Raw genomic sequence first — 22,888 nt, forward strand, 5'->3', positions numbered from 1 at the left:
CCCACCCCCACCGCCCGCCCGTCGCCACGGCCCGCCATCACCATCGCCACCGTCGTTGCCATCTCCGCCCCCGTCTCGTCTCCGCCGTCGTCTCGTCTCCGCCGTCGCCGCCGTCCCAGGGAGCCCCCGCATGCCCGACGCCACCCCGGAACCCGCCGCGGAGCCGCCTGCGGCCCAACCCGTCGTCTCGCCGCTGACCAGCGCCGCCCTGATCCTGGTCGCCACGATCGAGCCCGGCGGGGAGACCGCGGTGCGCGAGGTGCTGCCGGACCTGGCGACTTTCGGCCGCTCCGTCGGATTCCGGTTCCCCGACACCGGCCTGGCCTGTGTGACCGGCTTCGGCTCCGACGCCTGGGACCGGCTGTTCTCGGGGCCCCGGCCGGTCCTGCTGCATCCGTTCCAGGAACTGCGCGGCGCCCGGCACCACGCGCCCGCCACCCCTGGGGACCTGCTGTTCCACATCCGGGGCGAGCGGATGGACGTGTGCTACGAGTGGGCGGCCCAGCTGTTCAACCGGCTCGGCGGGGCGGTGAAGGTCGTCGACGAGACACAGGGGTTCCGCTACTTCGACCACCGGGACCTGCTCGGATTCGTCGACGGGACGGAGAACCCGGTGGGCGCGGATGCACGGTCGGCGGCGCTGGTCGGCTCCGAGGACCCTGCGTTCGCCGGCGGCAGCTACGTCGTCGTGCAGAAATACCTCCACGACCTCACGGCCTGGAACTCGCTGAGCACCGAGGCACAGGAGCGGGTCATCGGCCGCACGAAGGCCGACGACATCGAGCTCCCCGACGACGTCAAGCCCGCCGACTCGCACATCGCCCTCAACACGATCACCGACCCGGACGGCACGGAACGCGACATCCTGCGGGCCAACATGCCGTTCGGCAGCTTCGAGGAGGGCGAGTTCGGCACGTACTTCATCGGGTACGCCGCCGATCCGGGCGTGACCGAGCAGATGCTCCGCAACATGTTCCTCGGCGATCCGCCCGGTACGCACGACCGCATCCTGGACTTCTCGACCGCGGTCACCGGAACCCTCTTCCACGCCCCCCGCGCCGACTTCCTCGCCGTCCTGCCCCCACCGCCCGCGACGGCCGGGACCGAGGCCCTGCCTGTACCCGTGCCGGTGGCGGCGAAGGCCCCCGCTCCGGCCCGTCCGTCCGACGGTTCGCTGCGCATCGGCAGCCTGCAAGAAAGTGACCGGTGATGAACAACCTCCATCGCGAACTCGCCCCCGTCACGGAAGCCGCCTGGGCACAGATCGAGGAAGAGGCCCGGCGCACCTTCAGCCGTCATCTGGCGGGCCGCCGCGTCGTCGACGTCACCGGCCCGGAAGGCCCCGAGCTGGCCGCCATCGGCGACGGTCATCTGCGCGACATCGATCCGCCCGCACCGGACGTGACCGCGCGGGCCCGCACCTCGGTGCCGGTCATCGAATGGCGGGTGCCGTTCACGGTGACCCGGTCGGCCGTGGACGACGTCGAGCGCGGTTCGGACGACAGCGACTGGCAGCCCGTCAAGGACGCCGCCCGCACCTGTGCGTTCGCCGAGGACATGGCGATCATCGACGGGTACGCCTCGGGCGGCATCACCGGGCTGCGGGACGGCTCCTCGCACACACCGCTCGCGCTGCCCGCCGACGCCCGCGACTACCCGACCACCGTCAGCCAGGCGCTCACCCAGCTGCGGCTGGCCGGGGTCGACGGCCCGTACCGGCTGCTGCTCGGCGCCGACGCCTTCACCGAGGCCACCGAGACCTCCGACCACGGGTACCCGGTGGCCACCCATCTGGCCCGGCTGCTCGACGACCAGATCCTGTGGGCCCCCGCCGTCAGGGGCGGGGCACTGCTGTCCACCCGTGGCGGCGACTTCGAGCTGTGCCTGGGCCAGGACCTCTCCATCGGCTACCAGGACCACGACGCGACCGGCATCAGGCTCTACTTCCACCAGGCGTTCACCTTCCGGATGCTGACGCCCGAGGCCGTGGTGCCGATCATCGCCTGAGCGGACGCGCCGCGGGTACCGGGCCGTGCACAGGACGGCGAGATCACCGGCGGCCGAGTGCGCGAGCACGGCGACGTGCTCGCGCACGGACGGGACCGGGCCCGAGCGGACCGGATCAACCGGCCTGTTGGGGCGAGGGCTGCGGCTCGGGCTGTGGTTCGGGCTGTGGTGTGGGTGGGATCGGATCCGGCGCCGGGCCCGGCGGTACGGGGCCGGGGGGCGGAGGCGGTGGCTCCGGCAGCGGAGCCGGCGGTCCGGGCATCGGTCCCGGGGTGGGCGCCGGAGGCACCGGGTCGGGGTACGGATTGGTCATCGGAAGCCTCCGAACGGTTCGGAACGGATCTCCTTCCACCGTCCCCCGGCCCCGCCGCCCGCGCCCGGTGGGGCCGTACGTACGGGTTCCGGATACCCCGCCGCCGCCCGGGGCGCGGCGAGACGGACACGCCCCGGCAGTGCGGATCGCCGCGGCCCGGGAAGACGGCCCGGGTGGTCCCTCACAGCCGGCGCCGGGCCCGGCGGGGTCGCCCTCCGCCACGAAGGACGCGACGACCCCGACGGCCTCGCCGTTCTCGTACGCGAGCAGATTGCCGCTCGCACGGTCGTCCCGGATGTCGAGTCCGGCCGGGCCGGTCCGTTCTGCCCCGGCGGGGCGCTCCCCGGGTGGACCGAACCGGATCAGCGTGCGGCGGGAACGGCGTGCGGGCTCCGTCCGGTGGCGGTGCCGGGAACGGGGGCCGACGCGTCGGTGCCGAGCTCGACGATCCGGTTGTCGGCGTCGACATGCACGACACGCGGAACCAGTCCGCGGGCCTCGGCGTCGTCGACCTGGGCGTAACTGATCAGGATGACCAGGTCGCCGGGGTGGACGAGGTGGGCGGCGGCCCCGTTGATGCCGATGACCCCGGAGCCGCGTTCGCCCTCGATGACGTATGTCTCCAGGCGGGCCCCGTTGTCGATGTCGACGATGTGCACCAACTCGCCGGGCAGCAGATCCGCAGCCTCCATCAGCTCGGCGTCGACGGTGACCGAACCGACGTAGTGCAGGTCGGCCTGGGTCACAGTGGCCCGGTGGATCTTGGACTTGAACAGAGTACGCAGCATCTTGGACTCCTGGAAGACGGCTCCCTGCCTGCTTTCTGCAGGTCAAGGGCGGCTTTCACTCTACATGGGCACACCTCTGACTCGATGGTCGCGAGGAACATCGCTTCGCTCTGGCGAGGAGGCTTCCTGCCTGCGCTTCTGTGCGAATCAGGCTGTTGTGATGCCATCGCCCCTTGCACCTGTTCGGACAGCCGTCGCAGGATGTGCGAGGACTGATACTGATCAGATACTGACTTACCTGACGACACATCAGGAACATAAGAGGCATAGAAGGAGTCGCTTCCCGGGAGCGCCGACGGGCGAAGTCGGCCGAGGTGGCAGTCGCGCAGAACCTTCCAGCTCTTCATGCGGACGAAGGCATGCTCGACACGGGGGCGATCCTTACAACGGGATGTGTTGTGGTCCACTTTCCAGTCTGGGAGTTCGGTCTGACCGCGTCAGCGGTGGTGGGGGAGGACCAGGCCTGCGTGCCGTCCGCGATTACCGTGGCCTCGCCGACAGCGCCCTTGGTACCGAAGAGTTCACACAGCCGGGACCTGGGTTCTTCTGAAGCCTGGTTCGCATCGGCACCGTCTTCGACGGCATCTCCTGTCGCAGCAGGAGCTTACGTACCTCCACCGCCGCCAGGCGAAGACCCGCGGGTCAATCAGCCAGCAGGCACACGTGACTGTGCAAGCAGCAGGCGTGATGGGACAGGCCCCGGGCCTCTGAGAAGGTCCGGGTCCCTGCGAGGCAGTGTTATGCGGTGGCACTGTGCGCCAGCGCACGGGCCTTGGCCGCCCACTCCCCCATCCTCGTGATAGCAGAGGTCAGTTGCTTCACCGCGGCGGAGATGTCCTTCACCGGCTTGCGAAGGTGCCGGCTCAGCCGGACCATGGCGCCCGCCGAGGTACCGAAGGAGCCGCTCATGACGGCCAGTAGGACCGGCAGCACCCGGACGCAGAACTCCTCCGGGGCGCCGACAGCGACGGCGGTCACCGCCTTGAGCGCCGCGCAGTCCCGGTTCAGCAGTACCGCTACCCCGCCTTGGTCGTCGGGCGAGAGGGCGTCCGGGCGTTCCATCAACAGTGTGCCCAGCAACTCGACCGCCCAAGTGGGTTCTTCGGCAGCAAGGTCGCCCACCGGGTCCCTGGGCAAGAACCCCACCAGGCCCAAGGCCAGGATCCTCGCCACCGGCGACGACGCTGTCCGGCTCCTGGAACACCCCTACCAGCACGGGACAGGCCGGGCGTCCGGCCCCCGCGTCCAGGCCTTGCGCCAGATCATGGTGCAGAACTACTACTACCGCGACGCCGCGAGCCGCCTGCTCTGGCGCACCGACGAGGACGGCGGACCGGGGCTGCCGCCCTCGTCCCGGGCGATCGTCTCGCCCTACGACACCCCGGCCCGCTATGCACGGCACGGACACATCATCAGCTGGAGGGGATTCTCCGCTCATCTGACCGAGACCCGTGCCCCGGACGCCCCCAACGTGATCACGGACGTGGCGACCACCGCGGCCACCACTCACGACAGCCGGGTCCTGATCATCTTCGACAAGATGCTGCAACTGCTGCGCTTCGGCTGTTCTTACGAGGCGATCGCCGACACAACCTGCTCGGCCACCACGATCCGCAGCCGCCGCGACGAATGGATACGACTCGGCGTGTTCGCCCGGCTCAAGCAGATCGCACTGGCGTGCTACGACCGCATCGTCGGCCCCGTCCTCGACCAGATCGCCGTCGACGGCTCCATCACCAAGGCCCCCGGAGGCGGCGAGGCCGCCGGACGCTCACCCGTCGACCGCGGCAAACCCTGAAGCGCTCCGGCATGACCGACGGTTACGGCATCCCCCCTGGGCCGCGTCCTGGCCGGTGCCGATCGCCACGACTCCCCGCTGCTCGCCCCGACCCTGGACCGTCTGGAGGGCCTCGGCCCGTTGCCCGACACCATCACCGTGCACCTGGACGCCGGCTACGACTCGGACACCACCCGCGCTCTGCTCAGCGAACGCGGCCTGCACGGCCGCATCGCGCACAAGGGTAAGAAGGCGCCCAACCAGGCCGGTCGGCACCGGCACGTCGAACGCACCCACGCCTGGCAGAACGCCTTCCACCGTCTCGCCCGCTGCTACGAGCGCCGCGCCACCGTCATCGACGCCTTCTTCGACCTCGCCGACGCAATCATCACCGTGCGGAGCCTGATCCGACGGGCATGGACAACCCACCGCTGGGACGAACACCCGAACCGCCGGCCATGACCTCACGCCCATCCGCGCGACCTGTTCGTTGGAAAGCGGCCGGAAACAGGAACCGCACGTCGGTGAGTTGTTCCGACAGTTCCCACAGACGGCGGCCGGTCCGGGGATCGGCCGCCGCGGTGGACAACTGCACCTGCGTCGGGCCGCCTCGCAGCTCGGCGAAGCCGTCCGGCCCGATGAACTCACCGCCCTTCACGTCCGGGGCGGTGGCCGCGTACAGCTGGGGCAGTGTGCCCTGTTCCGGGGGCTGGGCGAGCGGGGCGAGGACGCGGCCGAACAGCACCTTCACCATGCCGACCGGCGCGCTTGTCTGAAGGTTGGTGGAGGTGTAGCCGGGGTGGGCGAGCAAGCTGCGCACCGGGCTGGCGGCCGCGGTCAGCCTCCGGTGGAGTTCCCGTCCGAAGACGGCGTTGGCGAGCTTCGACTGGTTGCAGAACCCCATGGGCGAGTACTTGCGCTCGCCGGAAAGGTCGTCGAAGTAGAGGTGCCCCTGCCGGTGGTTGGTCGAACTTGCCGTGACTACGCGGGGGTCGTTGCCATCGGTCAGCAGGTCGAGCAGTAGACCAGTGAGCGCGAAATGGCCGAGGTGGTTGCAGGCGAACTGCAACTCGTGGCCCTGGGCGCTCAGTGAGCGGGGCGGCGCCATCACTCCGGCGTTGTTGACGAGCACGTCCAGCCGCGGATGAGAGGCATGCCCGGCGGGTGGGGGTCCCTACGCTCGCCCCTGCTGCAAGCTCCCGACCCTGAATACCCGAGTCGAGTGGGAGATCTGCCACGAATGCGGATGGGAGGACGACGGTCAGGACGACCTGAACGCCGATGAAATATGGGGCGGCCCGAACGGATCGGAAAGCCTCACCGACGCACGCCTCCACTACGCGCAGTATGTCGAGACTGCCAGGGCAACAGACTCAAGATCGGCGGCAAACAGCGGCCAGGGCAGACGGCTTGAAGCCTGCCTCAGCCACCGCGCCACTCGGCACCTGCCAGAGCGCTTCGTAACCTCTCCCGCTCCCGAGACCATGCCGAACACCGCCGAGCAGACCGACTGCTCAGCGAGCGGCGATCTCGCGCCCTGTAATAGCCCTCGGCATAGCCGTGGGCGCGGCATAGATCGATCTATGCGGATATCGGCATAGCTGGACGACATCGGTCTGCTGCCCGTCAGCCCCGGCGCCGCCGAGGGCTTCTACCGCCTGGTCGATGCCGCCTACGAACGACGCGCGCTCGCGGTCAGCAGCAACCTCCACCCCTCCGGATTCGACGAGATCATGCCGAAGACGCTGGTCACCGCGACCGCCGACCGGCTCATGCACCACGCTCACACCGTGGTCACCCAGGGTGACAGTTTCCGGCTCACCCAGGCCACCTCCGGACAGGGAGTCAAGCCGTTCAGCTGATCACAGCACTCACCACGGCGGGGAATTATCTGGCCGCCAGCGGGGAGAACTTCAAGGCCATTGACAGATCTGCTGAGCGTTCTCACATCGCGGGGCCCCGCCGCCTCCTGCGGTAGCTCCGCTCCAGCACCAACCGCATCACCGCGATCGGCCTCACGCCGTCCTCGTCCTTCATCATGCGCCAGCGTGAGGTTGGAAAAGCTCGCCGCCGGATCACCGGATCACGGGCCAAGAGGGGGATGGCTGCACCCCACGCCAGACCACCCTGCGCGCGAGCAGGGGAAATGATCTCCACAGCATTGGGAACGATCACCCTGACGACCGGGCGTGTCCGCAGGTCAACGAATTGCGTCGGTTGACCACAACACTGGGACGCTCACGAGATCGTCCCTCGTCGGTTCACGAGATGTGGCCCCAGTGCTCTTGAGTTCTAGCGGTCCTCGCAACACTCACGATGATGGGAGTTGCGAGGACCGCTAGAACTCAAGGCTTGCGCTGGGGCCACATCTCGTTATGTAGAGGGCCCGCCGGTCCCGTAACCACGAGGGCATGGCCGACCCGTCCCCCAGGCGTCAGAACACTCCGTCCATGCGACCTGAATCCCGGGCGGCGCTCTGCCTCACCTGGCCATGTGCCTCACCTGTCGGTGATCTCGGAGAGCCAGGCAGCGTCCTCCGGGCCCGGCGCTTCGGGGCCGGGCCCGGGCAGCCAGCGGACCTCGCCCGTGCGCAGGGCGACCGTGGCCCGTGGCCGCATCGGCCCGTCGCCCCTGCGTGAGAGCAGGACGAGTTCCCAGACTGTCGCCGTCATGGCGTCGATCCGGGTGACGCAGTCGGCGGTGACTCGCCGCGGATCCCGGGTCCGGCCCAGGGACAGATGTGGGGTGAAGTTCTTGGCGGGCCCACGACAGCGCGGGAACCGCTGCTGCAGTACGCGGTACAGGTCCGCCCACGGCGCCGTGCCGGCCTCCGTCGGGTCGAGCCACACGGTGAAGTACGCCCTGTGCCGGAAGGTGCGCACTCCGTCCAGCCCGGCGGTGAAGACCGGCGTCTCGGCCGTCGCCTCGGCGAGCAGGGGGGCCGCCCGCTCGAAGTCGGACTCCGGCACGAAGCCGAAGAGCACATTGACGTGTGGCGGCCAGCGGTGGATCTGCGGATCGTAATCCCGGCGGATGTCCTGGATCGGCGGCCACAGCTCCGCAGGGGGGATCCAGGCCACCGCCGTGCGGGCCGTCGGGGACACCTCGAGGACGCCGGCGGGCTCGCGCCTGCCGGAGTTCGTGTCGAAGCTCAGGTCCGCTTGCCGGTCCCGCACCCGGCCGGCGCCCGACGCGTCGATACGGTCCACACCCGTGGCCCGGTCCCAGACCACCTCGCCGTCCGCCTCGATGAACACCACCCGGTGCCACGGGATGTCGCCCCCGGGCACGAAGGAAGGCAGTGGGATGCGTTTGAGGGCATCCCCGCGCTGGCTGATCCCCAGCACGAACCGGGCCGGGTCGAACCGCGGGTCCCAGCGGACCCGGTGATAGATCTCGTCGCTGGTCCGCATCACGCCTCCTCTCCCGCCTTCACACCTTCGCTTCCTCCAGGGTGCCGCCCGCCATGTCCTCGACGGTTGTCACCGCGACGCATCAGGTGCGGTGTGCCTGACGGGGGACGGCAGGGAGAACCGGTGCGCCAGTGTGGTGAGCACCCGCGGCAGAACTGCCGCACCTCTTCTGGACGCCGCTCATGCCCAGTGCACCGGGCGCCTTGAGCGGGAACGCGCGGCGCGGGAAGCGGACGAGCGCCGTCGCGTCGAGGCCGCCGAGGCGGCCCGCGTCGGCCAACTGGACCATCTCGCCTACAACGCGGAGCAGAGGGCCTCATCGCGCAGAAGAAGCCCACAGCCTACGACCGCGCCTCCGCGCTCTTGGACGACCTGCGCGCCGCCCACGCCCGCACCGGTGACATCACCGCTTTCGAGGAGCGGGTCAGACGCCTGCGCGAGGCCCATCGGGGCAAGCCGGCGCTCTGCGTCGCTTCGACGAGATCGGCATTCTCCTTCCACGCGAACGGCCCGCGCGGAATCAACCCGCGCGGGCCGTCGCCGTTGCCTGGAAACGTCAGGCGTCCTGGCGCGCCCGCGCAAGGTCATTCACCCGTCCACGGACGACGAACCAGCCGCCGACCAGCGCCGCCGCGATCAGCGGCAGGCACAGCACGGTCGTGCGGCCCACTCCGCCCTCCCACCACATCAGGAACACGACACCGGCCAGGAACACCAGCGTGACGATCTGCGTGTACGGGGCCCAGGGCAGCCGGTACGAAGGGCGGGTGACCCTGCCGTCCTGCGAGCGGTACCAGAACAGCAGCGAGCAGAGCATGATCATGCCCCAGGTGCCGAGGATGCCGATCGATGCGAAGTTCAGGACGATCTCGAACGCCTGGCCCGGCATGACGTAGTTGAGCACGACGCCGAGTACACCGAAACCGGCGGTCAGCAGGATGCCGCCGTAGGGTACCTGGCCTCTGTTCATCCGGCCGGTGAACCGGGGCGCGGAGCCCGCCAGCGCCATGGAGCGCAGAATGCGCCCGGTGGAGTACAGACCGGAGTTCAGGCTGGAGAGCGCCGCGGTCAGCACGACCAGGTTCATCACACCGGCCGCGCCCGGAATACCGAGCTTGTCCATGACGGTGACGAAGGGACTCTGGTCTGCCGAGTACGAGGTGTACGGCAGCAGGAGGGCCAGCAGCACCACCGAGCCGACGTAGAAGAGGCCGACGCGCCACATGATCGAGTTGATCGCCCTGGGCATGATCTTCTCGGGGTTCTCCGTCTCACCCGCGGCGACGCCGCACAGCTCGACGGAGGCGTACGCGAACACGACGCCCTGGATCACCATCAGCATCGGGAGCATGCCGGTGGGGAAGATGCCGCCGCTGTCGGTGATGGTGGAGATACCCGGAGTGTGGCCGTCCACCGGGTGCTGGGTGACCACCAGGAAGATGCCGATGAGCATGAAGGCCATTAGGGCGGAGACCTTGATGATCGCGAACCAGAACTCCATCTCGCCGAAGTACTTCACCGAGATGAGGTTGGCGGTGAGGACGACGGCCAGGGCGATCAGCGCGAGAATCCACTGTGGGATGTCGCTGAACATCGCCCAGAAGTGGGCGTAGGTGGCGGCCGCGGTGATGTCGGCGACGGCGGTGGTCGACCAGTTCAGGAAGTACAGCCAGCCGGCCGCGAAGGCGCCCTTCTCGCCCATGAACTCGCGGGCGTACGAGACGAAGGCACCGGAGGAGGGCCGGTAGAGGACCAGCTCGCCGAGCGCGCGGACGACGAAGAAGGCGAAGACACCGCAGACCGCGTAGGCGAGGGCGAGCGAGGGGCCCGCTCCGGCCAGTCTCCCGCCCGCGCCCAGGAACAGGCCGGTGCCGATCGCGCCGCCGATGGCGATCATGTTGATGTGGCGGGACTTGAGGTCCTTGCTGTAACCGGCATCGCCGGCGTCCCGGTGGGGGGAGCCCGCCGACGGTGGGGAAACGGCGAGCGTATCGGCCGCAGTGGTGCGGTCACTCATGGAGGAGGTTCGCCTTTGTGAGGGGAAGGTGGGCGGTCCCGGCCATGGCCGGCCAGGGAGTCGTCCCCGTGGCACGGCTCGACGACACATCATTCGGGATTCCTGGGATTCTGTCAGTGTTCCACATCACTGACGAGTGAATCTGAGGTTCTTCAGAGGTTACGCTCCGATAATTAAGGGGTGGCGTGTCCCGGTGCGGCCGGGCAGTGGGGGCGCTGCCGACCGGGCCGACCGCCTCCTCGACCTCGCCCTGGCCCGCCTCAAGGAAGCCGGCCTCGTGGGCGAATGCACCACGCAGCGCACCGACTTCACCCACGTCCTGGCCGCGGTCCGCGACCTGACCCGCCTGGAACTGATCACTGAAGCGGTACGTGCCGCACTGGAAGAGGTCGCCGGCACCGTCGGGCACCTGCTGGACGGCCTGATAGACGAGGAGTGGGGGCACCGCTACGGACGGCCCGTCCGCCTGGGCAAGAACCCCACCAGGCCCAAGGCCAGGATCCTCGCCACCGGCGACGACGCTGTCCGGCTCCTGGAACACCTCTACCAGCACGGGACAGGCCGGGCGTCCGGCCCCCGCGTCCAGGCCTTGCGCCAGATCATGGTGCAGAACTACTACTACCGCGACGCCGCGAGCCGCCTGCTCTGGCGCACCGACGAGGACGGCGGACCGGGGCTGCCGCCCTCGTCCCGGGCGATCGTCTCGCCCTACGACACCCCGGCCCGCTATGCACGGCACGGACACATCATCAGCTGGAGGGGATTCTCCGCTCATCTGACCGAGACCCGTGCCCCGGACGCCCCCAACGTGATCACGGACGTGGCGACCACCGCGGCCACCACTCACGACAGCCGGGGCCGGCACGGCCCGTACCCGACGTCCTCACCCACCGCGGCCCCGCTGGTCGTGGCGAAATTCACCAAGGGCCAGTGTCAGCCCTGCCCCGCCCGCACCCAGTGCACCACCTCACGGGAAAGCGTCCGCACCGTGGGCTTTCCCCCACGCGAACTCCGAGACCTGGAGCTTCGCGCCCGCGCCGAGCAGCAGACCCCCGAGTGGAAGATCCGATACGCCGTGCGCTCGGGGTGGAAGGCACGGTCAATGAACTCGCCCACGGCCGATGAGGTCGCGGACGGTGCCGCGGTCGGCGAGGGCACGGACCTTGGTGCCGATCACGTCGTCGAGGGAAAGAACGGGACCGTAGGGGGTCTGGGCGGGCGGAGCCCAGAACGCCTCCTTGAGGACGTCGACCTCGCACTCCTCGCCGGTGGCCGGACCGGTGACGAGGAACCGGCCGCTGAGCGGATCGGTCTGGACGTGCGTGGTCCGCCATCCGCGCGCGCTGAGGCCTGCTGTGAGTGAGGCGACGATCTCCTGCATCGGAGCGGGGTTCTCGGTGGCGACGTCGAGGTCACGGCTGAAGCGTTCGACCAGGCCGTGGGCCTGCACGGCGTATCCGCCGGTGAGGACCAGAGGGTAGGGGAACCGAGGTCGAGGATGTCGGCGAGGAGACGCTCGTGGAGCGGAGTGAGCTTCACGCGGCGGTCGGGTCGGCCGGAGCGGTGCGGAGCAGCTCGGGGAAGGCGTCCTCCCAGACCTCGCGGATGTAGGGACTGATCAAGCGCCGCAGCACGGGCCACTGCTCGGTGAGCAGCCGGTGGTGCAGGAGGGCCACCAGGTCCTCACTCAGTCCTTCGGCGAGGACGGTCCGGTAGAACGTCATGCGGGACTTCGGACGGTCCAGACCGTAGCTCGTCCGCCCGGACCGGACGATGTGGAGCGGCAGGTCCACGTTGCCCTCGACGGGGCCGGCCAGCTCCTGCAAGCGCTCGGGCAGTCGGCTGCGGTAGCGGTCCCGCAGCACCTCGGCGCGGGGGGCGGTGATCGTCGTGTCCATGCATCCAATATCGCTGCTGGGAGGCGGCTGCACGGTGGATACGGGGCTCCCCTGGCGTACGTACGGGTCGGGCGCCGCCCGCCACTCCCTCGGACATCTCACCCAGTGGGCGCTCAGCGCATCATGGCCTACCCGCGCAGCCCCCAGGCAGCGCGCGGCAACCGGCCGCCCTGCCGACCCAGGACCAGCCCCGCCCGCGGGCACGGGTGATCATGATGCAGCAGGACACGCGGAGGGCCGCCGCGGTGGAGTCGGCTGCGGCTTCGGTCTCGGTGTCGGGAATGACGACGGTGCCGAAGCCGAGGCCCATGGCGCCGGCGCAGTGGACGAGAAGGACACCAGGGCGGGCGAGGTCGCGGCCGGAGGGGACAGGCGGCATCCATATGGCACGCAGCTTCGGCCCCGAACGCAGCCCGCTCTCTCAGGACCCATGCCGCGGACGAGCTGTCGAGTCACGCAGCGAACCTCCCGAGCGGGAGCCGGGCACCTGTGTTGCAGGTCCCCCGTCATGGCGGCCACCAGGTCAGCAAGCCGGGACGCTCCCGCGCCCGATGCTGACCGTTTGCTGACCCGAGCGGGGCCATCACACCTCTGACCTGCAAAAACACCCAACCGCTAGATCTTGGACTTGAACAGAGTACGCAGCATCTTGGACTCCTGGAAGACAGCTCCCTGCCTGCTTTCTGCAGGTCAAGGGCGGCTTTCACTCTACCTGGGCACACCTCTGACTCGATGGTCGCGAGGAACATCGCTTCGCTCCGACGAGAGGGTTCCCTGCCCGCGTTTCCGTGCCGACCAGGCTGTTGTGACGTCACCGACCACGCATCCGCTCGGACACCCGCCTCGGAATGTGCGGGGACCGATGCCGATCAGATGCCGACTCGACTGACGCCACGTCAGGTGCATGAGGGGAGCAGGACCAGGCGTACGAGGACATGACGTTGGTGAGGCTGTCGCGGAGTTGAGCTGCTGGTGGAAGATTTCCGGCAGCGGCGTGCGGGTGGTGGCAGTTGCAGTGGACTTTCCGGAAGGCGAGCGCATCGGCACGTTCTTGTTCTGACGTCCAGGTCCGGGCACAGAGGAACTCTTCGGGCAGGATGCGGTTGCACCCCTCTGCCTTGCCGTTGTGCCGCGGGGTGCGCGGGTTGACCTTCTGGTGCCGGGCCCCGAGGAGCTTCCCGCTCACCGGGAAAGGACACTGCCGCCGAGGGCCCGGTACGGGCAGGCTTGACGGACGCCCCGTGCCGGCGGGACACGAGGCCTCTTCCGAGCATCCGCAACCAGGAGAACCGCTGATGTCCGTCGGTCTGACAGGAAAGGTCGCGCTGGTCACGGGTGCGGCACGCAGCATGGGCGAGCCACACGGCACGGGCGAGGCCGAGACCCGGCCGTTCGCCGCCCTCGGGGCGAAGGCCCGCCGCTTCGTCGCGTTCCTCGCCTTCGAGGACTCGTCGTACCTGCCCGGCACCGAACTCCCGGTGGACGGCCGGGCGTCGGCCGGACGGATGCCGGCCTTCCCCCGGAAGGGGGCGGACGCGTGAGCCGGCCCCGTCCCGAGGTCCAGGCGATCATCGACCTGGCCACCGCCGACTTCCCCCCGCTGGGGACGGAGATGACGGACATCGCCGAGGTTCGCGAACTGCCGGGCGACCGTGAACGGGTCGTTGTAGGTGGTCGAACTGGTGCCGATGAGGCCGATGTGCGAGGTGACGGCCGCCAGGGCGGACAGGACGGACACCGGGTCCGGACGTTCGCTCGCGTCGGAGCCGATGGACTTGGCCAGGGTGAGGGCGTCGGCGATGAAGATCGCGTCCAGCTTGCCCTCCTCGGCGGTCCGCGCCACCTCTGCCCAGTGTGCGAGGGTGTGGACCGCCTCCGGTGACGTGCGTGGGGACTTCCACACGGAGTGTGCTGCGCCCAGTCCCTGGGCGAACACGGCGAAGTGCATCTCGCGCTGCTGGTTGTGAGGTTCCACGGGTGCTCCTTCGGTGCCGACTGACGCAGCACTGAAAGCGCTAAAGCAAGCAATTGGTTGGGCACGAAGAAGACCGGACCGGCCCTTGCCCTTCGTCTGCGCGTGCCGGTTCGCGAGTGCCGGTACCCCGTCGCAGGCCGGAGGGGGCTCGGCCGTCGCTCCGGCTGCGGCCGGGGCGACGACCGAGCGCTTCGCGCCGGGATGCCGGGTGGAACATCGGATGATGACAAACCTAGCGTTTGGTTGGTTCGTTGGCTAGGGTGTGCTCCCGTGCGCATGGCGGACGGGTTGGTGCCACGTCCCCCGGGCGAACAACTCACAATGACCGCCGCGGCTTTCGGTGAAGGCACGGACGGTGTCCCCGGGGCGGGAGCGATTGCCCTCCGGGAGCTGTAGCGCGGCGGCCTCTCGCACGTATGACGAAAGGAGTCGGCGTGTCGCTCCAGGTGGACATGTCCGGAAAGGTCGTCCTGGTTACGGGTGGCGCCAAGGGGGTCGGCGACGGCATCGTCGAGATGTTCTTGCGGGCCGGCGCGCACATCGAGATCTGCGGGCGGAGCATCCCGGATTCCACACGGTCGGTCGACGGCGAGTCGGCGCACTTCAGCCAGGTGGACGTCCGCGACGAGGAACAGGTCGCACGGTGGGTCGATGACATCACCGCACGGCGGGGCCGGATCGACGTCGCGGTGAACAACGCGGGCGGCGCGCCCTTCGCGCACTTCGCGACCGCTTCCCCGCGCTTTCACCGCAGGATCACAGAGCTCAACTTCCTGTCGGCGGCCTTTGTTTCCCAGGCCGTCTTCCCCGTCATGAACGCGCAGAGCGACGGCGGCGTGGTCCTCAACATCACCTCCATCAGCGCCCGGCGGCCCAGCCCCGGCACCGCCGTCTACGGCGCGGCCAAAGCCGCCCTGGAGAGCCTCACCACCAGCCTGGCCGTGGAATGGGCACCCCGGGTTCGCGTCAACGCGATCAGCTCCGGGCTGGTGGAGACGCCCGGGTCGACGGACCACTACGGCGACCCGGAGCAGGCCGCCAGGGTCGCGGCGACCATCCCACGGGGAGTCTTCGCCCGGCCCGGCGACGTCGGAGCGGCCTGCGTCATGCTCGCCTCCCCGCTCGCGAGTCACATCACCGGTGCCGTCCTGAACGTCGACGGTGGCGGCGAGTGGCCGGCCTTCTTGCAGCACGCTCCGAACAAGGGGCTGCTGAGTACCAGCAAGCTCGAACCGTGAAAGGGAACCCTGTCATGCCTGAGGCAGTCATCGTCTCCGCCGTACGCTCACCCATCGGGCGGGCCCACAAGGGATCGCTCAAGGACCTGCGCCCCGACGACCTGGGCGCGGAGATGGTCCGGGCCGCGCTTGCGCAGGTGCCCGAGCTCGATCCGAAGGAGATAGCGGATCTGATGGTGGGCTGTGCCCAGCCGGCCGGCGAACAGGGCTACAACCTGGGCCGGATGATCGCGTTGCGGCTCGGCCTGGACAAGGTCCCCGGGACCACGGTCCAGCGGTACTGCTCCTCGTCGCTGCAGACCACCCGGATGGCGTTCCATGCCATCAAGGCCGGTGAGGGCCGGGCGTTCGTGTCGGCCGGGGTGGAGATGGTCTCCCGGTTCGGCAGGGGCAAGGCCGACGGCATGCCCGACACCCGTAACCCGGCGTACTCCGAGGCGGCCCGGCGCACCCTGCGCCGAGCCGGCGACCAGGACGCCGAGTGGACCGACCCGCGCCCGGCGGGCGAGCTGCCCGACGTCTACATCGGGATGGGCGACACCGCCGAGAACGTGGCCCGGATCTGCGGGGTCTCCCGGCGCGAGCAGGACGAGTTCGCGGTCCGCAGCCAGCACCTCGCGGAAGCGGCCGACGCACGCGGATTCTGGAAGCGGGACATCACACCGGTCACCCTGCCGGACGGCACCGTGGTGACGTCCGACGACGGACCGCGCAAGGGCGTGACCCTGGAGAAGGTCTCGGCCATGCAGCCGGTGTTCCGGGAGGGCGGTACGGTCACCGCCGCGAACTGCTGCCCGCTGAACGACGGGGCGGCCGCGCTGGTCGTCATGAGCGACCGCCGGGCGGCCGAACTGGGACTCACGCCGCTGGCGCGGATCGTCTCCACCGGCCTGTCGGCGCTGAGCCCGGAGATCATGGGCCTGGGCCCGGTCGAGGCCGGCCTCCAGGCGCTGGACCGGGCCGGTCTCGCAGTGGACGACATCGACCTGTTCGAGATCAACGAGGCCTTCGCCGCGCAGGCGATCCCGTCGGTCCGGCAGCTGGGGGCCGACCCGGAGAAGGTCAACGTGAACGGCGGCGCGATCGCCCTCGGTCACCCCTTCGGGATGACCGGGGCCCGGATCGCCACCACGCTGATCCACGCGCTGCAGGAGCGGGACGAGCAGTTCGGGCTGGAGACCATGTGTGTCGCCGGCGGCCAGGGCATGGCCCTGGTCCTGGAACGACTGAGCTGAATCGGGCAGGACACCGAGCCGTGGCGCTCGACCCGACCGGGGTCGAGCCGCCACGGCTCAGTCGGCCGGTGCCCCGCCTCGCAGATCCCTCTTCAGGATCTTGCCACTGGCGTTTCTGGGGAACTCTCCGATGAGCACGACCTTGCGGGGCACCTTGAAGTTCGCCAGCCTGGTCCGGCAGAAGGCGATGATGTCCTCCGCCGAGGGCTGGGCGCCACGACGGGGCACGACGTAGGCGCACGGCACTGTGCCCAGCCGCTCGTCGGGAATGCCCACGACCGCCGACTCGGAGATGTCGGGGTGGGCACCCAGGGTGTTTTCCACTTCGGCGGGGTGGACGTTGAAGCCGCCGACGATGAACACGTCCTTGATGCGGTCGGTGATCTTCAGACAGCCGTGCTCGTCGAGCCGGCCCACGTCTCCGGTGTGGAACCAGCCCTCGGCGTCGATCGCGGCACGGGTCTCGTCCTCGTCCTCGAAGTAGCCGAGCATGACGTTGTCGCCTCGGAGCAGGATCTCGCCGTCCTGGCCCACGGGCACGTCCTTCCGGTCCGCGTCGACGGCACGGATCTCGATGCCCGGGACGGCCGGGCCGGTCGTCTCCGCGACGTGTGCCGGGTCCTCGTTCGGACGGGACTGGGTGGCCACGACGCACTCGGTCAGACCGTAGGCCTGCGCCACGGCCTCGAATCCCAGCTCGTCGAGCATCCTCCGGAAAAGGGACTCGGGAACCGTTGCCGCCCCGGCGATCGCGAAGCGCAGCGAGCCGAGGTCGAACTCCCGCAGCCGCGGATGGTCGAGGAGGGAGGTGAAGATCGTGGGCGCACCGGGGAGCACGGAGATCCGGGCGGAGCCGATCAGTTCGAGGATCTGGTCCGCGTCGAACGTGGGCAGGGGGTAGATCGTGGAGCCGGCGGCGAGCGCGGCGATCATGCCCGCCTTGTAACCGAAGCCGTGGAAGAACGGGTTCACTATCCCGTAGTTGTCGGCCGGGCTCAGTGCTGCGCCCTTGGCCCAGACCCGGGCCACGCCGATGGTCTGGCGGTGGGCGCTCATCACGCCCTTGGGCACGCCCGTGGTGCCCGAGGTGAACAGATGTCGCAGACGTCCTCGGGAGTCACGGCGTCGGCGATCTCCACCCCCCGCCCGGACGGGACCGCATCGGCGCGACGGAGGAAGTCCGGCCAGGCCGGCGTGTCGGCCGAGGACCGCGTGGCGGTGATGTCGACCACGGTCTTCAGCTCGGGAAGGCCCGGTACGGGCCCGGCCTCGCCCGGGTCCGCTTCCCCGGCCACGGCGGCACGCAGCATCGCCCCGAAGTCGTTGCCGAGGAATCCTCCTGCGGGCACGAGCACCGAAGCCCTCGACCGCCTGAGGATGACGGCGGCTTCGTGACCGCGGTAGCGCGTGTTCATCGGGACCACCGACGCGCCCGCCGACTGGGCCCCCAGCATGGCGAGCATGAACTCGATCCGGTTCGGCGCCCAGATCGCGACGCGGTCCCCCGGGCGGATGCCGGTTGCGACGTAGGCTCGGGCGGCCCGGAAGGCCAGGTCGGCCAGTTCTTGGTAGCTGACGCGGATGTCACCGTCGACGACGGCCAGGTGCCTTCGGTACTTCGCCGCCGCGTCCGCGAGGAGGCGGGGGATGGTCAGTGGGGTTGCGGCACTGCTCACGTGGCTCCTCCGAATTGACCAAATGCTTGGTTGGTATACTAATTGACGACTGACTACCGTGCCACTGACCGCGCGGCGCGGCCGGCGCATCGGGCGGGGCGCCGACGGTGCATCACGGTGCACCGAACCGCATCCCGTACAGGCCCTGTGGCAGACTTAAACAAGTGCTTGTTGGGGGGACGCACAGTCTCCCGCTAGGAGGGACGAACAACATGGCGGCAAGGCGGCCCGTGCAGACAGCGGCCAGGAAGGCCGGCTCCAGGGCCGGTGGGAACAGCGGCTCGGACCGCCGTGGCGAGCTGCTGGGCATAGCTGCCGAGTTGTTCGCCACTCGAGGTTACGCCGAGACGACCGTCCGGGACATCGCCGACGAGGCGGGCATCCTGTCGGGCAGCCTTTACCACCACTTCAGCTCCAAGGAGGAAATGCTCGACGAGATCCTCCGTGACTTCCTCGGCCGGCTCCTCGAGCGCTTCACCGCGATCGAGAAGGAGGGGGAGAACCCGGAGCAGATCCTCGACGAGCTGATCAGGCATTCCTTCGACGCCATCCACACCACACCGTTTGCCGTGGCGCTCTACCAGAACGAATCGACCATGCTCAGTCGCCAGCCCGGCTTCGAGTACGTCGACGAGATCGGCAAGAAGATCGAGAAGATCTGGCTGCGGGTGCTCAGGGCGGGGCAGAAGTCCGGGGTGTTCCGGGCCGACGTCGACGTCAGCCTGACCTACCGGTTCATCCGGGACACCGTCTGGTCCGCCGTGCGGTGGTACCGCCCGGGCGGCAAGTACAAGCCCGGAACCGTCGCGGCGCAGTACCTCACCGTGCTGCACGGCGGCCTCCGCGCGGAGTAGCCGCCCACCGAACGCCGCTCACCGAAATGGCCGCGACCCTGCACACGGGTCGAGGCCATTTCGGTTTGCCGGGCCTGGCCAAGGGCTGTCCCGCAACCCTCAGCGACGAGCCACCTCGATGAACAGTCCGTCGGCCTCGACCCTCCTCACTCCGGCGCATTCGATCCATCCCGCCGCGGTGACCTTGCGCCCCGAGTGGGCCACGAGCCTGGCCCCGAGTTCGAGCGGCCGGTCGAGCGGGGTGAGCGCCAGGTAGCGCACGTTCGGCGTCCCGGTCACGCACAGGAGCTTCTTGGACCGCACGAGGATTCCGAGGAGGTCGTCCATCAGGAGTGCGCCCACTCCCCCGTGCACCGAGTCCGTGGGGCCCCGGTGCAGGGCGTTCATGGTGATGGTGGCTGCGGCGGTGCCGTCATCGAGGAAGTGCACCTCAAGTGGGATCAGTCCCGGGTTGTACCTGTCGAGCACGACCTGCCGGCTCTCGGCGGTACTGGCGAAGGGTTCCACGACGCAGCGCTTCCGGGTCTGCTTCTCCAGCGCCCGGCTCACGGCCCTGACCGCCTCGGTGGCCGCGGCGAGGTCCTCGCCGGGAACCTCCGCCACCCCGACGGCATGGGCCAGCGCGCGGGTGGCCTCGACCATGCGTTCACGCTCCGCCGTGCTCACTTGGCCGCCCTGTGCATCTCGTGCAGCGGGATCGACACCTCGCGGCCGGTGCTGACGCGCCTGCGGGCCGGCTCGACCGCCTCCAACGGCATCGCCTCGCGCAGTGTGGCGAGGGAGCGCCTCGCGAGTTCCCGGTAGACCCGGACTCCGTTGGCCTTCCACGCCCGCATGCCGCCGCTCACCTGCCGACCACCGTCCACCCGCCGTCCACGGGCATGCACACTCCCGTGGAGAAGGACGCGTCGAGCAGCAGGAACTCGATCGCGGCGGCCGTCTCGTCCGGGGAGCACAGCCGCCCCAGCGGTGTCCGGGTCTCGGTGGCGCTCACGTCGTAGCCCTGGCCGATCATCTCCTGGACCATCGGGGTCAGTGTGTGCCCGGGGGCGACACTGTTCACGCGGACGCCGCGCGGCGCCCACTCGATGGCGAGATTCTCGGTGAGCTGACGGACAGCGGCCTTCGCCACCCCGTAGTCGGCCTGGTTGGCCCAGCCGCCGTACGCCGTCGTGGAGGAGACCGGCACGATCGACCCCGGCAAGGGGTCACCGTCGGCGGCTTGGTCCATGGCCTTCACCATCGAGCGGGCCATCACCAGCGTGCCCACCACATGGACGTCCAGCACGCGCCGGCAGGTCTGGAGGCCGAACTCCAGGGCGGGCACGTAGGCACCGCGGATCCCGTGGCTGGTGACCAGCCGGGTGGGCACTCCCGCCCGCTTCGCGGCCTGGGCAAGGACGGCCTGGACCGCTTCCTCGTCCGTCACGTCGACAGGGAACTCCTGGAGGATCCCGCCTCCGGCCGACTCGGGCCGGGAGAGCAGGGGTTGCAGATCCAGAACGGTGACATTGAGCCCCCTGGCGAGGAGCCGTTGCACCACCGCGAGACCGATCCCACTGCTGCCGCCCGTGACGACGGCGTGTTCGGCAACACCGACCATTTCTTCGCCTTCCTTGCCCGGATTCGCCTGCACAGGCCAACCTAACCTATCAAGCGCTTGCTTGATAGAGCGGCCGGCGAGGCTTTCGCCCACAGCCGGTGGACGGGGCCCGTGCTACGCTTCAAGCAAGCAAGCGCTAGGTTAGGATCGCGCCGGCCGGTGCGATCCCCGAGGCGTGAAAGGAACGATTCATGGGCAACAAGTCGATGCCCCTCGAGGACTTCGCCTCGACGATCGAGTCGGGCATGACCATCGGAATCGGCGGATGGGGATCCCGGCGGAAGCCGATGGCCCTGGTGCGCGAGCTCCTCCGCAGCGAGGTGAAGGACCTGACCGTCGTCTCGCTCGGCGGCCCGGATGTGGGACTGCTCTGCGCGGCCGGCAAGGTGCGCAAGCTCGTCTACGGCTTCGTCTCGCTGGACAGCATCGCGCTCGATCCGCATTTCCGGGCGGCGCGGGAGCGCGGCGCCGTCGAGACCGCGGAGTACGACGAGGGCATGTTCGTCACCGGCCTGCGCGCGGCCGCCAATCGGCTCTCCTTCCTGCCCATCCGGGCCGGACTCGGCTCGGACGTGCTGGCGATGAACCCGGACCTCACGACGATCGCCTCCCCGTACGCAGACGAGGAGTACGTCGCGATGAAGGCCCTCAACCTCGATGTCGCGCTCGTGCATGTGAACCGCGCGGATCCGGCGGGCAACGCCCAGTACTTCGGTCCGGACCCGTACTTCGACGACCTCTATGCGATGGCCGCGGACCGCTGTTACGTCAGCGCCGAGAAGATCGTGGCCACCGACGAGCTGCTCACCGACGCACCTGCGCAGTCGTTGCTGATCAGTCGCATGTTCGTCACCGGGGTGGTCGAGGCGCCCCGGGGCGCGCACTTCACCTCCTGCGAACCCGACTACGGGCGGGACGAGACATTCCAGTCGCACTACGCGTCCGCCGCCAAGGACCCCGATTCCTGGCAGCTGTTCCGCAAGAGGTTCCTTCAGGGCAATGAGCGGGAGTACCACGCGGCCGTCGCGGAGTTCCACGCGTCCCGGGACCGTGGCGGAGAGGAGGGCTGACCATGGAAATCACCCGAGCAGAAGTCTGCGCCGCAGCCTGTGCCGACGCCTGGCGCGGCGCCGGCGAGGTACTGGCCCACGCGGTCGGCACGCTCCCCTCCATCGGGGCCCGGCTCGCGCGCCTGACGACCTCCCCCGACCTGGTCCTCTCCGACGGAGAGGCCTTCTTCATGAGCGAACCGCCGCCACTCGGCCGGACCGCTGCCGCCGGCGGCGTCATCGAAAGCTGGGTGCCTTTCCGGCTCGTCCTGGACATCGTCGCCACCGGTCGTCGGCAGAGCATGATGGGCGCCAGCCAGATCGACCAGTACGGCAACCAGAACATCTCCCTCATCGGCGACTGGCAACGCCCCACCCGACAGCTCATCGGAGTCCGCGGGGCGCCGGGGAACACCGTGAACCACCGCACCGACTACTGGGTTCCGCAGCACACTGCGAGGACCTTCGTCGAGAAGGTCGACGTCGTGTCCGGCGTGGGGAACGACCGGGCCCGTGCGCACGCCGGTCAGGCGCTGAGGTTCCACGACCTGGGCGTGGTGATCACGAATCTGGCGGTGCTGGACTACGGAGACGACGGCCGGCTCCGCATCCGCTCGGTGCATCCCGGCGTCACGGTCGACGAGGTCCGGGAGAACACGGGTTTCGACATCGACGCGGACTCCGCCACCCGGACCCGGGTACCGAACGACGAGGAACTCCGGCTCATCCGCGAGGTCATCGACCCTCGCGGGCTCCGGAATCGCGAGGTCCGTTCCTAGCCGACTGTGCTCTTGCCGCCGTGGCGTTCCGGGTCCGGTCGGCCCTTGAGGGTCTGGTCGATCGACCCGGTGATCTGCTGCGGCGGCTTGAGCGGGTGCGCGCCGGTCCGCCGGGCCTCGCGCTCGCCGTCCTTCGCACCGGTGAGCGCGAACAGGACGGCAGCCCGCTGGTCGCCGCCGCCCGCCCATCGGGCTGCCGGGTCGCCTACCTGCCCGGCCTGTCGATGCGCCGGGCCGCCGACCTCTACCCCGGCGAGGCCAAGACC

18 protein-coding genes and 10 pseudogenes are annotated in these 22,888 nt (G+C 69.5%); 13 read left to right on the forward strand and 15 right to left on the reverse strand.

The genetic code is table 11. The annotated features are described in order from the left end of the window. Positions 1–130: 130 nt before the first annotated feature. Both ACWCXX_RS30230 and ACWCXX_RS30235 read left to right on the forward strand, forming a co-directional pair. Positions 131–1,210, forward strand: coding sequence for a Dyp-type peroxidase (locus ACWCXX_RS30230; protein ID WP_451132747.1), 1,080 nt, complete (start codon positions 131–133; stop codon positions 1,208–1,210). Next, a complete protein-coding gene (locus ACWCXX_RS30235; protein WP_451132749.1) occupies positions 1,210–2,007 on the forward strand; it encodes a family 1 encapsulin nanocompartment shell protein in 798 nt (265 codons plus the stop codon). The genes ACWCXX_RS30230 and ACWCXX_RS30235 overlap by 1 nt, the downstream gene beginning before the upstream one ends. A 675-nt stretch (positions 2,008–2,682) precedes the next feature. Here the strand turns inward: ACWCXX_RS30235 and panD are convergent. The 3 genes and pseudogenes from panD to ACWCXX_RS30250 all read right to left on the reverse strand — a co-directional run bounded on the left by panD (position 2,683) and on the right by ACWCXX_RS30250 (position 4,170). Further along, entirely contained in the window at positions 2,683–3,108 is a 426-nt protein-coding gene (panD, locus tag ACWCXX_RS30240; protein WP_451132751.1) for an aspartate 1-decarboxylase, read from the reverse strand. Between the two features lie 311 nt (positions 3,109–3,419). After that, positions 3,420–3,622 (reverse strand): annotated as a pseudogene (locus ACWCXX_RS30245) (IS5/IS1182 family transposase); the annotation flags it as partial. A 224-nt stretch (positions 3,623–3,846) separates the two neighbouring features. Next, positions 3,847–4,170, reverse strand: a complete 324-nt coding sequence (locus tag ACWCXX_RS30250; protein WP_451132753.1) for a hypothetical protein — start codon at positions 4,168–4,170, stop codon at positions 3,847–3,849. A 346-nt stretch (positions 4,171–4,516) separates the two neighbouring features. Between ACWCXX_RS30250 and ACWCXX_RS30255 the strand changes: the two are divergent. After that, positions 4,517–5,347 (forward strand): annotated as a pseudogene (locus ACWCXX_RS30255) (IS5 family transposase). Positions 5,348–5,381: 34 nt separating this feature from the next. On the opposite strand, the pseudogene ACWCXX_RS30260 reads toward ACWCXX_RS30255, so the two are convergent. Continuing rightward, positions 5,382–6,041 (reverse strand): annotated as a pseudogene (locus ACWCXX_RS30260) (SDR family NAD(P)-dependent oxidoreductase); the annotation flags it as partial. 40 nt (positions 6,042–6,081) lie between these two features. Between ACWCXX_RS30260 and ACWCXX_RS30265 the strand changes: the two are divergent. Together ACWCXX_RS30265 and ACWCXX_RS30270 are read left to right on the forward strand one after the other, a co-directional pair. Further along, a pseudogene (locus tag ACWCXX_RS30265) lies at positions 6,082–6,486 on the forward strand (CPCC family cysteine-rich protein); the annotation flags it as partial. Beyond that, positions 6,487–6,747 (forward strand): annotated as a pseudogene (locus ACWCXX_RS30270) (ATP-binding protein); the annotation flags it as partial. It lies immediately after the preceding pseudogene. A gap of 708 nt (positions 6,748–7,455) precedes the next feature. Here ACWCXX_RS30270 and ACWCXX_RS30275 read toward each other — a convergent pair. Both ACWCXX_RS30275 and ACWCXX_RS30280 read right to left on the reverse strand, forming a co-directional pair. After that, positions 7,456–8,298, reverse strand: a pseudogene (locus ACWCXX_RS30275) (RNA repair domain-containing protein); the annotation flags it as partial. A gap of 556 nt (positions 8,299–8,854) precedes the next feature. Further along, entirely contained in the window at positions 8,855–10,315 is a 1,461-nt protein-coding gene (locus tag ACWCXX_RS30280; protein WP_451132755.1) for an amino acid permease, read from the reverse strand. Between the two features lie 601 nt (positions 10,316–10,916). Here ACWCXX_RS30280 and ACWCXX_RS30285 point away from each other — a divergent pair. Next, positions 10,917–11,339, forward strand: a pseudogene (locus ACWCXX_RS30285) (IS1182 family transposase); the annotation flags it as partial. Between the two features lie 96 nt (positions 11,340–11,435). Here the strand turns inward: ACWCXX_RS30285 and ACWCXX_RS30290 are convergent. From ACWCXX_RS30290 to ACWCXX_RS30300, 3 genes and pseudogenes are all read right to left on the reverse strand, one after another. Continuing rightward, positions 11,436–11,854 (reverse strand): annotated as a pseudogene (locus ACWCXX_RS30290) (nucleotidyl transferase AbiEii/AbiGii toxin family protein); the annotation flags it as partial. Beyond that, a complete protein-coding gene (locus tag ACWCXX_RS30295; protein ID WP_451132757.1) occupies positions 11,851–12,213 on the reverse strand; it encodes a hypothetical protein in 363 nt (120 codons plus the stop codon). The gene ACWCXX_RS30295 and the pseudogene ACWCXX_RS30290, both read right to left, overlap by 4 nt. Before the next feature lie 925 nt (positions 12,214–13,138). Further along, a pseudogene (locus tag ACWCXX_RS30300) lies at positions 13,139–13,387 on the reverse strand (integrase core domain-containing protein); the annotation flags it as partial. 121 nt (positions 13,388–13,508) lie between these two features. Here ACWCXX_RS30300 and ACWCXX_RS30305 point away from each other — a divergent pair. Beyond that, positions 13,509–13,754, forward strand: coding sequence for a hypothetical protein (locus tag ACWCXX_RS30305; RefSeq protein ID WP_451132784.1), 246 nt, complete (start codon positions 13,509–13,511; stop codon positions 13,752–13,754). A gap of 92 nt (positions 13,755–13,846) precedes the next feature. Here ACWCXX_RS30305 and ACWCXX_RS30310 read toward each other — a convergent pair. Next, positions 13,847–14,161: pseudogene (locus ACWCXX_RS30310) on the reverse strand (LLM class flavin-dependent oxidoreductase); the annotation flags it as partial. Positions 14,162–14,622: 461 nt separating this feature from the next. Here ACWCXX_RS30310 and ACWCXX_RS30315 point away from each other — a divergent pair. Continuing rightward, positions 14,623–15,426 (forward strand): SDR family oxidoreductase, encoded by an 804-nt coding sequence (locus tag ACWCXX_RS30315; RefSeq protein WP_451132759.1) that lies wholly within the window; start codon positions 14,623–14,625, stop codon positions 15,424–15,426. A 14-nt stretch (positions 15,427–15,440) separates the two neighbouring features. Next, the gene (locus ACWCXX_RS30320) at positions 15,441–16,661 is read left to right on the forward strand and encodes an acetyl-CoA C-acetyltransferase (RefSeq protein WP_451132761.1); all 1,221 of its coding nucleotides are present in this window, start codon (positions 15,441–15,443) and stop codon (positions 16,659–16,661) included. A 57-nt stretch (positions 16,662–16,718) separates the two neighbouring features. Here the strand turns inward: ACWCXX_RS30320 and ACWCXX_RS30325 are convergent, their stop codons facing one another. Both ACWCXX_RS30325 and ACWCXX_RS30330 read right to left on the reverse strand, forming a co-directional pair. Beyond that, positions 16,719–17,717, reverse strand: a complete 999-nt coding sequence (locus tag ACWCXX_RS30325; RefSeq protein ID WP_451132763.1) for an AMP-binding protein — start codon at positions 17,715–17,717, stop codon at positions 16,719–16,721. Further along, a complete protein-coding gene (locus tag ACWCXX_RS30330) occupies positions 17,717–18,337 on the reverse strand; it encodes an AMP-binding protein (RefSeq protein ID WP_451132765.1) in 621 nt (206 codons plus the stop codon). Before ACWCXX_RS30330 ends, ACWCXX_RS30325 begins: the two co-directional genes overlap by 1 nt. Before the next feature lie 212 nt (positions 18,338–18,549). On the opposite strand from ACWCXX_RS30330, the gene ACWCXX_RS30335 reads away from it, so the two are divergent. After that, complete coding sequence (locus tag ACWCXX_RS30335) at positions 18,550–19,191, forward strand: TetR/AcrR family transcriptional regulator (protein ID WP_451132767.1); 642 nt, start codon at positions 18,550–18,552, stop codon at positions 19,189–19,191. Positions 19,192–19,290: 99 nt separating this feature from the next. On the opposite strand, the gene ACWCXX_RS30340 is transcribed toward ACWCXX_RS30335, so the two are convergent. From ACWCXX_RS30340 to ACWCXX_RS30350, 3 genes are read right to left on the reverse strand one after another with little or no spacing between them, the layout of a single operon-like run. After that, positions 19,291–19,833: a PaaI family thioesterase gene (locus ACWCXX_RS30340; RefSeq protein ID WP_451132769.1), complete on the reverse strand. Its 543-nt coding sequence runs from the start codon at positions 19,831–19,833 to the stop codon at positions 19,291–19,293. Between the two features lie 20 nt (positions 19,834–19,853). Beyond that, on the reverse strand, positions 19,854–20,027 hold the full coding sequence (locus ACWCXX_RS30345) for a hypothetical protein (RefSeq protein ID WP_451132771.1): 174 nt from the start codon (positions 20,025–20,027) through the stop codon (positions 19,854–19,856). Positions 20,028–20,035: 8 nt separating this feature from the next. Next, a complete protein-coding gene (locus ACWCXX_RS30350; protein ID WP_451132773.1) occupies positions 20,036–20,794 on the reverse strand; it encodes an SDR family NAD(P)-dependent oxidoreductase in 759 nt (252 codons plus the stop codon). A 191-nt stretch (positions 20,795–20,985) separates the two neighbouring features. On the opposite strand from ACWCXX_RS30350, the gene ACWCXX_RS30355 reads away from it, so the two are divergent. The 3 genes from ACWCXX_RS30355 to ACWCXX_RS30365 all read left to right on the forward strand — a co-directional run. Beyond that, entirely contained in the window at positions 20,986–21,864 is an 879-nt protein-coding gene (locus tag ACWCXX_RS30355) for a CoA transferase subunit A (protein ID WP_451132775.1), read from the forward strand. A gap of 2 nt (positions 21,865–21,866) precedes the next feature. Further along, positions 21,867–22,622 carry a CoA-transferase subunit beta gene (locus tag ACWCXX_RS30360; RefSeq protein WP_451132777.1) on the forward strand — a complete coding sequence of 252 codons (756 nt, stop codon included), beginning with the start codon at positions 21,867–21,869 and terminating at the stop codon, positions 22,620–22,622. 20 nt (positions 22,623–22,642) lie between these two features. Then, on the forward strand, positions 22,643–22,888 hold a 246-nt coding region (locus ACWCXX_RS30365; RefSeq protein ID WP_451132786.1), incomplete at its 3' end, for a hypothetical protein.

Source organism: Streptomyces sp. NPDC001732, from assembly GCF_053596315.1.

What these genes read in the sequence shown, in the direction of transcription:
- ACWCXX_RS30360 (WP_451132777.1), top strand. Translation starts at nt 21,867, where the DNA reads ATGGAAATCACCCGAGCAGAAGTCTGCGCCGCAGCCTGTGCCGACGCC.
- ACWCXX_RS30355 (WP_451132775.1), top strand. Translation starts at nt 20,986, where the DNA reads ATGGGCAACAAGTCGATGCCCCTCGAGGACTTCGCCTCGACGATCGAG.
- ACWCXX_RS30230 (WP_451132747.1), top strand. Translation starts at nt 131, where the DNA reads ATGCCCGACGCCACCCCGGAACCCGCCGCGGAGCCGCCTGCGGCCCAA.
- ACWCXX_RS30250 (WP_451132753.1), bottom strand. Translation starts at nt 4,170, where the DNA reads ATGGAACGCCCGGACGCCCTCTCGCCCGACGACCAAGGCGGGGTAGCG.
- ACWCXX_RS30235 (WP_451132749.1), top strand. Translation starts at nt 1,210, where the DNA reads ATGAACAACCTCCATCGCGAACTCGCCCCCGTCACGGAAGCCGCCTGG.
- ACWCXX_RS30320 (WP_451132761.1), top strand. Translation starts at nt 15,441, where the DNA reads ATGCCTGAGGCAGTCATCGTCTCCGCCGTACGCTCACCCATCGGGCGG.
- ACWCXX_RS30280 (WP_451132755.1), bottom strand. Translation starts at nt 10,315, where the DNA reads ATGAGTGACCGCACCACTGCGGCCGATACGCTCGCCGTTTCCCCACCG.
- ACWCXX_RS30295 (WP_451132757.1), bottom strand. Translation starts at nt 12,213, where the DNA reads ATGGACACGACGATCACCGCCCCCCGCGCCGAGGTGCTGCGGGACCGC.
- ACWCXX_RS30325 (WP_451132763.1), bottom strand. Translation starts at nt 17,717, where the DNA reads ATGAGCGCCCACCGCCAGACCATCGGCGTGGCCCGGGTCTGGGCCAAG.
- ACWCXX_RS30340 (WP_451132769.1), bottom strand. Translation starts at nt 19,833, where the DNA reads ATGGTCGAGGCCACCCGCGCGCTGGCCCATGCCGTCGGGGTGGCGGAG.
- ACWCXX_RS30335 (WP_451132767.1), top strand. Translation starts at nt 18,550, where the DNA reads ATGGCGGCAAGGCGGCCCGTGCAGACAGCGGCCAGGAAGGCCGGCTCC.
- ACWCXX_RS30350 (WP_451132773.1), bottom strand. Translation starts at nt 20,794, where the DNA reads ATGGTCGGTGTTGCCGAACACGCCGTCGTCACGGGCGGCAGCAGTGGG.
- panD (WP_451132751.1), bottom strand. Translation starts at nt 3,108, where the DNA reads ATGCTGCGTACTCTGTTCAAGTCCAAGATCCACCGGGCCACTGTGACC.
- ACWCXX_RS30305 (WP_451132784.1), top strand. Translation starts at nt 13,509, where the DNA reads ATGTCCGTCGGTCTGACAGGAAAGGTCGCGCTGGTCACGGGTGCGGCA.
- ACWCXX_RS30345 (WP_451132771.1), bottom strand. Translation starts at nt 20,027, where the DNA reads ATGCGGGCGTGGAAGGCCAACGGAGTCCGGGTCTACCGGGAACTCGCG.